The 12,611-nt window shown below is 43.0% G+C and carries 10 protein-coding genes and 1 riboswitch; of the genes, 7 read left to right on the top strand and 3 right to left on the bottom strand.

The genetic code is table 11. From position 1 onward, the window contains the following. Positions 1-6 precede the first annotated feature (6 nt). Positions 7-537 carry a cobalamin adenosyltransferase family protein gene (locus CF394_RS06875; protein WP_243370713.1) on the bottom strand — a complete coding sequence of 177 codons (531 nt, stop codon included), beginning with the start codon at positions 535-537 and terminating at the stop codon, positions 7-9. 132 nt (positions 538-669) lie between these two features. Then, a riboswitch (cobalamin riboswitch) is annotated at positions 670-849 on the bottom strand. Between the two features lie 314 nt (positions 850-1,163). Here CF394_RS06875 and CF394_RS06870 point away from each other — a divergent pair. Both CF394_RS06870 and CF394_RS06865 read left to right on the top strand, forming a co-directional pair. Further along, complete coding sequence (locus CF394_RS06870) at positions 1,164-1,616, top strand: HEAT repeat domain-containing protein (protein ID WP_094942500.1); 453 nt, start codon at positions 1,164-1,166, stop codon at positions 1,614-1,616. A gap of 796 nt (positions 1,617-2,412) precedes the next feature. Continuing rightward, positions 2,413-2,799 (top strand): DUF805 domain-containing protein, encoded by a 387-nt coding sequence (locus CF394_RS06865; protein ID WP_094942499.1) that lies wholly within the window; start codon positions 2,413-2,415, stop codon positions 2,797-2,799. A 51-nt stretch (positions 2,800-2,850) separates the two neighbouring features. Here the strand turns inward: CF394_RS06865 and CF394_RS06860 are convergent, their stop codons facing one another. Both CF394_RS06860 and CF394_RS06855 read right to left on the bottom strand, forming a co-directional pair. Continuing rightward, complete coding sequence (locus CF394_RS06860; protein WP_094942498.1) at positions 2,851-3,495, bottom strand: hypothetical protein; 645 nt, start codon at positions 3,493-3,495, stop codon at positions 2,851-2,853. Between the two features lie 25 nt (positions 3,496-3,520). Beyond that, on the bottom strand, positions 3,521-4,153 hold the full coding sequence (locus CF394_RS06855) for a hypothetical protein (protein ID WP_094942497.1): 633 nt from the start codon (positions 4,151-4,153) through the stop codon (positions 3,521-3,523). 121 nt (positions 4,154-4,274) lie between these two features. Here CF394_RS06855 and CF394_RS06850 point away from each other — a divergent pair, with 121 nt between their 5' ends. From CF394_RS06850 to CF394_RS06830, 5 genes are all read left to right on the top strand, one after another. Then, positions 4,275-5,006 (top strand): class I SAM-dependent methyltransferase, encoded by a 732-nt coding sequence (locus CF394_RS06850; RefSeq protein ID WP_094942495.1) that lies wholly within the window; start codon positions 4,275-4,277, stop codon positions 5,004-5,006. A 270-nt stretch (positions 5,007-5,276) separates the two neighbouring features. Further along, complete coding sequence (locus CF394_RS06845; protein ID WP_094942494.1) at positions 5,277-6,350, top strand: AAA family ATPase; 1,074 nt, start codon at positions 5,277-5,279, stop codon at positions 6,348-6,350. Continuing rightward, on the top strand, positions 6,350-6,985 hold the full coding sequence (locus tag CF394_RS06840; protein WP_094942493.1) for a DUF3226 domain-containing protein: 636 nt from the start codon (positions 6,350-6,352) through the stop codon (positions 6,983-6,985). Before CF394_RS06845 ends, CF394_RS06840 begins: the two co-directional genes overlap by 1 nt. Positions 6,986-7,195: 210 nt before the next feature. Beyond that, positions 7,196-11,302 (top strand): tetratricopeptide repeat protein, encoded by a 4,107-nt coding sequence (locus CF394_RS06835; RefSeq protein ID WP_094942492.1) that lies wholly within the window; start codon positions 7,196-7,198, stop codon positions 11,300-11,302. 315 nt (positions 11,303-11,617) lie between these two features. Further along, positions 11,618-12,610 (top strand): LacI family DNA-binding transcriptional regulator, encoded by a 993-nt coding sequence (locus CF394_RS06830; RefSeq protein WP_094942491.1) that lies wholly within the window; start codon positions 11,618-11,620, stop codon positions 12,608-12,610. The last annotated feature ends 1 nt before the right edge of the window (position 12,611 follow it).

Raw genomic sequence — 12,611 nt, 5'->3', positions numbered from 1 at the left:
AGTGAGTCATCCTTTTCCGTATGATTTTGAGTGAAAGACAATTTCTTCAGTACCTTGGTTGTCGTTGACGGCAACTGCGAGGACAAAGAACACGTTCGCAAGCAAGCCGAGGAAGGAGAACAGGATCTCGTCTATTTCGCGTTCAGTCGAGACGTGATGTAGCGCCCGGTATGATTTCTTCGCTTCGCTGCGGCAGACGTGTAGAAGTGTAGCACCTTTTGTACCTTGCGGCAGGTAAAAGTTCTTCCAGTCATCCCGGCGTGCGATGTAGCGATCATAGACATCATCGAGCCAGTCAAGGTCTTGCTGGGTGATCGCCATGCGACCGCGCACTGAGCCGTTCACGTGATAAGCAAGAGGCTGCAAATGCTCGAGGATGGCGACTTCTTCGTGCTGCTGTTCGTATCGCAGTACAGCAAGCGCTTCGCCAATCCGCGTCGTCAACGAATCTGTGCGAATCTCGTAATCGACGAGGCAACTCTTCTCGCGCATGAACGGGTAACATGTAAAGCGCGCCTTCGATTTCGTTTTTGTCATAAAGCTCCTTTCCATCTTGTGTCCACGTTTCTCAACAAAAAAAGCTGCCTCCGAAGAGACAGCTTGGAAATGGAAACGGTTCATCACAACGAAATGAAGAAAGTCTCCATTCCCTAATCCCCGAAGAAACGTAACAAACGGTTTTGCTCGGCAGGTCTTCTGGCTAGCGTCATCCTTGAGCTCCCTTCCCATGCGGCCTGCACAGTGGTTATCGAGCCTTCGTCAGCGTCACAGTTGCGGGGACAGCGTTAGATTCTCACTAACTTCCCTTTTAAACTACATGTTGTAGTACCTAAACAAAACATCCACAAAATATTGAATTCATAAAATCGAGATAAGTATAGCATTGTTGGATTATGTGGGGCAATGGGGATTTTCTTTTTCATGTACCTGTGCGTCGCTCTATTCACTACAATTCTATAAATATCCAGGCGACCTTGAATCATCAAGGTCATCTTCGAATATCCATGCAATTGTCGTTCATAATCAGAATAGTGTAGCGCACAGTGCACGCAAATGGAAACACCATCCATTTGTGTGCATTTGTAAACCTTCCCAATTCCAACTATAATGAAGGGATGCTAATTGCACGTAGAGGTAGACTAGCTGAATGAGGAGAGATAACGATGACTGAAAACCATACAGAACAAACGGTAACAGAACTGATCGGCAAAGCCCGCGACCGTTCGAGCTGGGAAACACGCCTGCAGGCTATCAAGGAGCTAGAGAACTACGACACTCCGAAAACGCGTGACGTCTTGATTAGCTTAGCGACGCATGACCGCGTGTATGCAGTGAAGGAAGAAGCGGCGAGTATCGCCAACCGCATGAACTATACGACGAACGAAGGCAAGAAAATCGTCGTGACGAAGAAAGACACGAAGTACAAGAACAGCGACTTCACGAAATTATTTCACCAAGTTAAACGCGAGCTTGAGATGGAAGAGTTCGACTTAGAAGCGTTCAAAGAAAAATTCAGTACGACGAATCCGGAGATGTACGATGTGATGCAGTACGAACACAAAGACAAGTTCGATCAGTGGATTGAAAACCGCTACATGAACTTGCCTAAGAAATAAATAGTATTTTTCTGACCGGCCTTTTTCACAGGTCGGTTTTTTTGTGGGAGAAGAATGGTTCCCACGTGTTTATCGCTAGTGATTAGTTCGTTGTCGGTTTTCTAAGGAGTAGCAGATACTTGAGGAACTGCAGCCGATAATTCGTGATTTTAGACCGATACTCGACCAGCTGCGGCAGATACTCAGCAATGTAGCAGATACTTGAAGAACTGCAGCCGATACTTCGTAATCTGAGACCGATACTCGACTAACTGAGGCGGATACTCCTTAACTTCCCATAGACAATGGATTGTCTTTCTCTATTTCTTGTGAAAGAAAGAAAGCCATAACCTGTCTCGACGATTCGGAGCAATCTGCAGACGAAAAACGACCATCTGCCGATGTAGAACAATCAACTGCCGACGATAATGCCGCATCGAAATCTGTCTCGACGATTCGGAGCAATCTGCCGACGTAAAACGACCATCTGCCGACGTAAAACAATCAACTGCCGCCGATAATCCCGCATCGAAATCTGTCACGACGATTCGAGACGAGCTGCCGACGTAAAACAATCAACTGCCGCCGATACTTTCAAAAAAATCATTTGCGCTGGCGCTTACAAAAAAACCTCTATATCTAAAGCCGTATTCTAACTTCCACCTCAAGTTCATGTTTCTTCGACGGATGAAATCTGTCCTACAGTCATAAAAGAATTATAGATGACAAAAAGCTTTCAAAACTCTCTAATTTATCTATACAATCCATCCTATTCCAGGTACACTATTCTAAGATAATAGAGGAAGGAGGAGTTTAGATGAGCTGGTTTATTCATGTTATGAAAAATACGTTCAACTTTAATGGCCGTGCACGACGTAAAGAGTATTGGATGTTTGCACTAATGACTTTTGTAATTTCATTCGTTCTGACTATGATTGATATTTTCGCGGGTCTTGAATTCGCACCAGAAGTAGGAATTTTAAGCACGATCTTCGGACTTATTATTTTAATCCCAAGTTTAGCTGTAACCGTTCGCCGTCTTCATGATACAGGACGCAGTGGCGCATGGATTCTAATCGGATTGATTCCATTGATTGGATGGATTGTTATGCTTGTATTCATGGTTCTCGATAGCCAACCAGAAACAAATCGCTTCGGTCCAAATCCAAAAGCGGCTAGCACGCAGTATAATTACAGCGTATAGTTCAATCTAAATAGTTTGCACCCAGTCTAAGAGGACTGGGTGTTTTTACGTTCAATCATTGATGATCTCCCCGCAATAATGCACACACATTTCCCGTAGCCGGTCCTCGTCATCCGAAACAAAATACCAGTTGTCGTCAATCTTCTTATAGCCGTAATAATACGAATTGAACTTCTTTGGTGACGGAAACTCGCCTGTCGACGAATAAACAAAGCCTTCTTCGAGTCCATCGAATTTAAACACCGGAACATCTGCAGACTGGAAGAAGACATAAAGTTCTTCATCTGAATGCTTGGCAGCTCGAATGGTGGCGGAACGCACCGCCGTTTCGTATCCTTCTGGTGTACGGTAATTGAAGAAGCCTTTATTGCCGTAGATGTCTGGCTCTTTTTGAATAGTATCGTTCTTGAGCATCTCCACGATTTCTTCGCGCTTTTCTTTATGCATATAAAAGTTCACGTCCGCTTGAAGGTGATCGGGGATGGCGGCCACAAGAAACAGCGCTGCGATATGAACGACGATCCCAATCCATTTTTTCTTGAACAAGAAATAGATTGAGGCGATGAACGTCACCGGAAAGAAGTAGTTCGAAAACAATCGAATCAGCTGGGACCCCTTATCGATAAAATCTAAACCATGATCTAGTAGATAGAAGCCGCTGCTAAATAGGGCAAGTAAAAGAATGTTTTTCTGCATGATGGCTCATCCTCAAATTGTATTTTTAGTCGTTTATAATGATGTCTCCGCAAAGGAACAGACAATTTTCTTCTAAATCGCTCGAGTAATCCGAGACATAGTACCAATTCGCATCGATCTGTTTGTATTCGTAGAAATACAGAGCGCTGTCGGTTGTGGGAAACTCCCCATTCGAAGAATACAAAAACCCTTCAAACGCTCCATTCGGATTGAAGATGGGCTCATCCACCCAAAATTTGACGTAAAATTCGTTTTCAGAATGGCTGACTACAGGGAGTTGATTCGAACCAACTGCGCGTTTATAGGCATCTGGCGTGAGATAGCTGACACTAGAACCATCATCAGAAGTCTTCTCGAGCTCCCCATTCTCAAGCATTTCGATAAGCTGCTCTCGATCATCTAAGAAATGATAGTAGTTCACTTCGATCTGAAAGAGAAGAGGGATGCTTACTGCGAAGACCAGGACACTGATTTGAATAGCGAAGGGTCTCCAGTTTTGCGAGATCAGAACATATAATGAAAGGAGCAAGGACAGTCCGAAACTTACAAAAACAACGACTGCGAACGGAAAAGTGCTGGCCTCTACAAGCTCTAAAATCATGTAAAGTAGTAACAATCCGCTATTGAAAAGAGCTAAGGGGACACTATATTTTTTCATATTTGAAATTCCTTCAACCGTAGTAGTACGAGCTTTTCCTATAAAACGAATAGTTGTGTTAAAAAGTTCCAATGATTCTCTGGTAAACTAAAATAAAGTTTTGTATCTTGTGGAGGCGCCTATGCAGACCTATATTCCACATCATTTTTATAGCTTGTTGTTGCGACAGTTACCTAGGGTTTCTAAAGATTCTGCGATTCTGGATGTCGGTTGTGGCGAAGGATGGATGACTCGGGAGTTTGCTAGTCGCTATCCAGAGGCATCTATTCTTGGAGTCGACAAACATTTCAAGGCCATCCAGAGGTGTCGCTATCTCGCATCGGTTGAAAATCTGTCAATCGACTATCACATTGCGAATATTGAGCACTACAAGTTTTCGAGTGATGAGAAATTCGATTTGATCACTTGCCACAATGTATTGGCTCACTGCGACCGGCCTCGACTTGTGTTGCAGAGATTAGTTGAGCAGCTGAGGCCGGGTGGTCAGCTTTCACTAGTTGTGGAAAACCCTGCTGCGAAAGCGATCGAGCAGTCGTTTCGCACGGAAGGGGTTGAGTGGTCCCGTTTTGCTGATGATCCGGAGCGGTTACTCGAACTGTTTGAGCCGTTTGACTCGCTCATAGGGCAAACTATAAAGAAGCAGGTGGATGACCGTGTTCTCCATCCTTTGACTGAAATTGAGTCATGGTTACGTGATGTGGAGATTCAGGTGCGGGGACTCAGCGTGTTTATGGATTACTGCGAAGGCGTTTCCGGAGAGGAAGGTCTTCAGATCCAATTGGAAGAAACCCTTTCTAGAAAAACCGAGTTTAAAAAGTTTGCGTATTTTTATCACGTACAGATTAAAGGATAGGGGGATTATAAATGTTTTGAATAACAACTAAATATTAAAAATGCTCCTGTAAAAAAATGAAGTATAGATAATAAAATTTTTATAATCATGATGTTATTTAACTCATTGTCCGTTTTGGATGTATTAATAATCTTGATTACAATAACCTATGAAGTTTAGTGAGAATATACTTTTAAAATAATTATTAGGAAGTCAATAGAAAAGATTATAAATCGTGTATATTATATTTGTATGGATAAGTTTACCTAAAAAGAAATTAGGAGTGACTACATGATAAAATCTGTAAAAATAAATAATTTCAAAGGTCTTCAAAACTTTGCTCTGAAAGATGTTGGTAGAATAAATTTATTAGGAGGTAAAAATAACGCTGGGAAAACTTCTATTCTAGAAGCTATTTTTCTTTTTTATGATAGATTAAATCCAAATATGATTATGAGGCAATATAGTTGGAGAGGTGTAGGAGAATTAGCATTAAAACCTGAAACTGTATTTGCACCAATATTTAAAGATTATACCTTAAGTAATGAAATTACTATTGAAGTACTAGATCAGAAAAGTTTCACAGAGACTATGTATATTAATTATAAAGATGAGGTTAATAAAGTAATATCTGTAAAAAGTAATGATGGTCAAATTAGGACAGACGATAATGTAAGCGCATCACATTCTTTAAATATCAAAATAAAAAGTAGCAACTTGAAAGAGCAAAAAATAGTTCTTAGATTAAATAATGCTGGGATTGAACTTGAAGCTATTGAAGCTCGTCCGTCTGATATCAGTGCGAATTTTTTAGCAGCAAAAGCTCATCCACACCCAAGTGAAAATGCAGTAAGGTTTGGAGAATTAGATATTAAAGGACAATCTGATGTGATAATAGACTTTTTAAAGATAATTGAACCTAGATTAAAATCTCTTTCGTCAATTACCTTATCAAACAATATCTCAATGATTTATGGTGATATAGGTATCGGGACTAAAATCCCACTTTCTTATATGGGGGATGGGATATCCAGACTTCTAACAATTCTTCTTGCAATCGTATCAAATAAAAATGGAGTAGTACTTATTGATGAAATTGAAAATGGAATACATTACTCAATACTAGATAAATTATGGGAAGTTATTAGTACAGCGGCAAAAGAATATAATTGCCAAATTTTTGCCACTACACATAGTTATGAGTGCTTGAGTGCTTCTATAAAAGGAATTAGTGATTCTGAATGCAAGCATGATTTTAGATATCATAGAGTGGAGAGAACAAAACAAGCTAGTGAAATTGTTTCTAATACTTTTAATTATGAAGAGCTTGAGTCAGCAATTGACAGTGGCTGGGAGGTAAGATGATGCCCCAAAAACTACCAGATAATCAAGGGGAAATTTTAAAAAGCAAACTGATTTTGGTTGAAGGTAACGATGAAGTTAATTTTTTTGAAGCGTTAATTAAATCTAAAGGAATTTCCGATGATTTACAGATTATTAATATTGAAGGTATTTCAAATTTAAAAACGAAATTGGCTGCACTAGTTAAAGTGACAGGCTTTTCGGAAAATGTAGAATCAGTGGCTATAGTAAGGGATGCTGATGAAAATTTTGATTCTGCATTTCAAAGTGTTTGTGGTATCTTGAAGTCTATTGATTTACCATATCCTACAATGCCCAATAATTACTCTATTGATGGAGATATCAAAGTAGGAGTATTCATAATGCCTGGTGACCCAAATTTTGGTGCAATGCTGGAAGATTTATGTATTGTTACTCAACAAGATAATGTTGTCATGGAGTGTGTAGATAATTTTTTCAGCTGTTTAGAAACCAAAAGTATTGAAACACCAAAAAACATTTCTAAAGCCAGATGTCAAGTCTATCTTGGTGCAATGCCAAATATAGTAAGTAGTGTTGGGGTTGGAGCAAAGAAGGGATACTGGAATTTTGAGCATCCTGCTATGGATATTCTTACAAATTTCATTTCTGATTTATAATAAATTATTGAGTTAGTAGACTTATAACCGTTCATACTTATGTGAAATTTACGAGACCTGGATAAAGTAGGTCTCTTTTTTTAAAAGAAAGAAAAATTTTTAGATGTGATATCCACCCACCCCAAATTGTTAGAAAAATCTCTATAATTTTACAGCCGTCCGTCGTATGATAGAAAGAAACCATTTAAAACACACGAACGGAGACCACGAATGACAACATCGACAGTAGAAAAAGCCCTCATCCAGACGGTAGAACGACTATGGGAGAAGAAATCCCTAACTCAACTTAAACAATTCCTCGGAACGCTACATACAGAAGACGACTTCAACGAGTTGATTCAACAAGCCTATGAAAACCATATGGCGCAGTACGCCGATTTCCTGAAACGCCAAGCCCATAAAAAGTTCAATTCACTACTGACGACATTGTGGCAAGCGGGAGTCGAAGCGAACTTTGGACGCTTTTTCAAAGCAGAAGAGCTGATCGTGAATCGCGTGTTCGTCGAAAGTCTCGACGGACCAATCCCTCACGAGCTTCAAGTGCAGGCGACGCAAATCCTTGCGCGTATTTATGGAGCACTCATGCGCTACGAAGAAGTGGAAGAGCAGCACCGCTTGCTTGAAAAACTTGGCAGTCTAACGCCGCTCTATAAAGCGCACTTCTTGATGGACAAGATGGAGCGCGAAGAAGCCATCGTTCTAATCGAATCGCTAGCAGAAGAAGAACGCGCGCAGAAGCAGCACCGTCTCGATTTAATGCTTGCGGACTTGTATCTGCAAGAAGGCCAGCCGGAGAAATCGCTCTACTACTTAACGACTCTTGTCGAACAGAATCCGGATTCGTTCGTTCTGAGAGCTGAACGCGTGTCACCACTTTATCTTGCTGGCCAGCTCGAGCAAGCTTTAGAAGAGCTTCGCCTAGTCAACGCCAATAATCCGTATCATCATTTGAAACATTCATTTGTCACGATTGAAGCACACATTCTCTACAAATTGGATTGTCTGGAAGAACTCGTTTCGCACGTAAAGAAATACCCAGATTATTTCAAAGGGCATCCTTATAAAGACGTCACTGCAGACGCAGAAGGGAAACGCGTGTTACTGGATCTCAAGCAACCAGTCCAGAAAGTGAACTACTGCGTTCCCGCATCGCTAGCCGTCATTCTGCAGGCGTTTGGTCAGAACGAAGAGCAAGAAGTCATCGCCCGTGCCGTGAAAGAAGACCAAGGGACACAGCTACATCACGCGCGTGAGTATATGGAGTCGATTGGATACGAGAGCCTGTTCTTCAAAGGAACCGTGGAGCTTTATAAGAAGCTTCTCGATGCCGGAGTTCCTGTCATGCTCAGCACGCTCGTCGAGATGAACGCACATGTTCAGGTCGTCGTTGGTTATGATGACCGATTGCAGACGCTAAAGATCCAAGATCCGAACGAAGTCCATCCGTTCAACTTGCGCTATGACCGTTTGAAAACGGCCTATCAACTGCGAGACAATCTGAGCCTCGTCTTCTTCCCGAAAGACAAAGCGTTTGTCCGGGATTGGGTTAATCTTGAAGAGCACGAGACGCTAGCCGAACTTCATAGTAATACGTCAGAAGACGAGGCGCAGTGCACACATATCGTGACCTATTTTGAGAAGCACCCGACAGACGTAGCGGCTGCCGTCATGGGGATCTTATCGCACTCGAACGATGTGCCAGATGAGATTTCAGAAAAGTGGTTGGCATTAGTAGAAGAAAGATTTGGAGCGGAGCACGTAAACGTCAAATTGCTGAAAGGCCACTACTACTACTGGAAAGATGAGTTCGATAAAGCCCTAGAAATGCTGAAGTTTAAAGGCCTTGGAGACAATTCAAATGCGCTGTTTATGAAAGCCGTCAGTCACTTGAAGCTCGGTGAGTTGAGCTACGCGGAGAAGGCCCTTTATAAATCGATAGAATCGAGTCCGTATCAGCCGATTGCCTACAGCTATCTCGCTCGAATCGATATGCAGTTGGATTCAGGAATGCGTGCTTACCGCCGGACGGACGTCGCTATGCGTATGGCGCCAAAAGATATGTTCGTTCGCGCAACAGAAGCACTGGTCTACTTCGACAACGGTGCGTATGAAGAAGCGTACAAACGCTTTGAATCGATTGCCAAGGAAGATGAGACCGATGCCTATGCAGTCTACGAAATGGCACGAGCTCGCCAGTTCCAGGAACGCACGGAGGAGGCCGAGAAGCTCTATCGCAAGTCGCTTGAACTCGATCCGAATGAACCGTTTGCGTATATTCGCATGGCCGAAATCTATTCGAGCGATTCAGACCGTAGCCGCAACGTGCTTCAAGAAGGAATTAAGAGCCTTCCTAAAGCCATTGCTCTCTATACAGTGCTTGCTGATCTAGAGGCGGAACAGGAGAATTATGAACTTGCGCTCGACCTGTACCGAAAGGCAAGCGAGCTGCAATCGGATGATGTCGACATTCAGTTGTCCATCGCTCGCATTCTACTCCTTCAGGAAGATACAGTAGCTGCAGTTGCAGTAGTAGAGGCTTGTTTAGCGAAAGAGGGTCGGTCGAACCTCTTCGAAGTGGCGCAGTTTGTCCATCAAAATCTTCATGATCTGGACATTAAACGTAGTGTCATGAGTCGACTGGAGCAGTTAATGGAGCAAGCGACTGGGGATGAGCTAGAAGACCTAGCGATTCATTACGTGGACTTCTCCAACGAACCGGCTCTATTCGCACGGACGCTTGATACGTTTGTTGCGATACGGTCTCGTGAGACGACACCAGAACTCCTGGCACTCGAGGGGCAGATTCATGAACAGATGGGAACACGCGATGTTGCGAGAGCGTTGTATGAACAGGCAGGAAACCACGTCGCGTTGAACCAACTCGCTAAAATGGTGGATCTGAACGAAGAGAATGAAGACGAGCTGCTGGCGCGACTGAAACGTTTGTTGCTTGTGATGCCGCATCACGAAGAAGGAATTCAGGCTCTCATCCAGTTGTTCATGGTACGTGAAGATTACGAAGCAGTTCTGCAGATCGGCTACTTCGGCTATCAAGACAGCTATCAACTGTTTAGACACGATGCGATCGTCATCGCGGCATTTGAGGAGAATAAAATCGAAGAATTTTCTCACTACATCGATTCGCTTAGAAACAAAGTGAATCCGGAGTGGTGGTATGTCGTGAAGGCAGCTCTTGCTCATGCGGCAGACGATGTCGAAGCGGCAGAAGAATTTTTGCTGAAAGCTCGCAACGAACCAGGAGCCTATGCTTCGCAGTTCGAATATGTACAGTTCCTGTTTGCTACGGGTCGTGCAAAACTGGCGCTAAACTACATCAGAGATTTGATGAAGAAAAACCCGGAAAATCCAGAGTATGCGGAGCATTTTGTAGAGGCCTTGAAGCAATCCAAAAAGATGATGTTCCTCGAGCATTATATGAGAAAGTTCCCAAGAGCCCAGTTAAATCACCATCTTCCGCACGTTGCCAAGGAACTGAGTGAGCATTTCCTTGCGATGATGGAAGAGGAAGAGACCGGCCTTGCTGCACTAAAACTGAGAGCCAAGATGTTCTTCTATAGTGGGCATGCCTTCGCGTTCTATGATACGGCCCTCAAGCGCAATCCAAAGAATGTCGCATTGGCTCTTCAGCTCGCGGAGTTCCACATGAACACGCACATGCCGGACGAAGCTGAAATCGTGTTGCTGCCTTATTCGAACGGGGAGAATCTAGATGTCGAGCGCATGCTGACATTTGCTTACGGCGAGAAAATCAAAGAGAAAGCGAAACCAAAAGATATCGCGGAATTTGAGAAACGCATCGTCTCGTTGGTCGAGCGCACGCCGGACGACCTCCCACTTTACGATATCTGGGCAGAATACTTGGCAGGACACGAAGACTTTAAAGGTGCCATCGAAGTGTTGGAGCGCGGACTGGCTGTGAATCCATATTATGTCGAATTCTACTCGATGATCTGGAAATCTCTCCAGTTTTGGCACGAAGAAAAATCAGGACCACATTTAAAAGCATTCACAGACCGCATGCCAGCCCTTGTCCTAGAACACGAAGACTTCCGCATTGAGCGCGCTGTTGCATTCGTCGATTTAGGAGACACCGATGCAGCAATTGCATTGCTTGATTCGTTTGGGCCGGATTCCAATCAATACGACGCGTCTCGTTTCGAACGAGCTCGAGTCGAAGTGCTACTTGGTAACAAGAACACTGCACGTAAGTTGCTCCGAAGCGTTTTGGCTAAGGATCACGACGGAATGTTTGAAGCGCTGGCGGAAGAGGATGAACTGTTGGTGGGGTTGTTGTAAGTTAATAGAAAGAGGAAGAACCTTGCTGCGGCAAGGTTCTTTTTTGTCTCTGAGGTATTTTTAGGAGGAGGAGCGAGGTTGTCGCGAATGATTGATGTTGGCACGATACATCCCGATGCTGGCACGATCCAATCCACCACCCCAGAATCCAACCCCTAATTCCACACCCCCCTTTCTAACGAAACCACACAAACGAAAAAATAAAAATTGTGAAAAAACTCTTGTAATTTGAAAGGGCTTTCATTTATACTGGCTACTAAGGAGTTACTAAACCGGTTTACTAAATCGGTACAGGAAGAAGCGGAGGACGGCAAGATGAAAAAAATTACCATGATGGATGTAGCAAATGAAGCTGGAGTTTCCAAAAGTACAGTTTCTCAGTACATCAATAACCGGTATGAATACATGTCCTTAGAGACAAAGAAAAAAATCGAACTTGCCATCAAAGAATTGAACTACCGACCAAATACCATTGCTAGATCTCTGAAACAAAAAACGACTTTTACGATAGGCGTAATTGTTTCGAACATACTTCATAATTTTTCGACGCAAGTCATTCGAGCCATTGAAGACGTGTGTCATGAACAAGATTTTCATGTCATCGTATGTAACGCGGATGATATGCCGGAAAAAGAAATGAAGTACATTCAGATGCTTCGAGACAAACAAGTGGACGGCCTTATCGTCTTCCCAACTGGAGGAAACCTAGATCTTTATAAAGAACTTGAGTCTACAGAGTTTCCCGTGGTCTTTCTAGATCGGCTTTTACCTGAAGTGACCATGCCGGCACTACTACTTGATAACAAAAAGGCTGTGCAACTCGCTGTAGATCATCTACGAGAGAGAGGCTATGAATCCGTACTTCTAGTCACAAATGCTATCAACCAAGTCTATCCTCGTAAAGTCCGAGTCGATGCTTTTGTTGACTATACCAAAGAGATTGGGATGGACGGTTCCCAGGTGCATGTGCTGAGCAGGCCATTAGAAGAAATTCAACTTGAGTTGAAATCACTTCTTCAACAACAAAAGATAGATGCCATTATTGCTGGGAATGATCTGGCGTTATTTGAAATTTTCCACGTCATTCAAAATGAACAGCTGATGATTCCGACTGACATTGCATTGATTAGTATTGATGATACAACGTTCAGCACGTTTATCAAACCTGAGCTTACCGCTATCGCGCAACCTGCTTTTCAAATGGGAACGCAAGCTGCAACAACGTTACTCGATTTGATCCATCAAAAAGAAGTGAAAAATGAAGTCATTTATTATGAGCCTCAATTGATTATTCGGGGAACGACCTAAG

It is taken from the genome of Tetzosporium hominis, assembly GCF_002265435.1.
Lineage (GTDB): Bacteria > Bacillota > Bacilli > Bacillales_A > Planococcaceae > Chryseomicrobium > Chryseomicrobium hominis.
The sequence above is the reverse complement of the archived record's forward strand: the minus strand, read 5'-3'. Positions and strand labels throughout refer to the sequence as shown.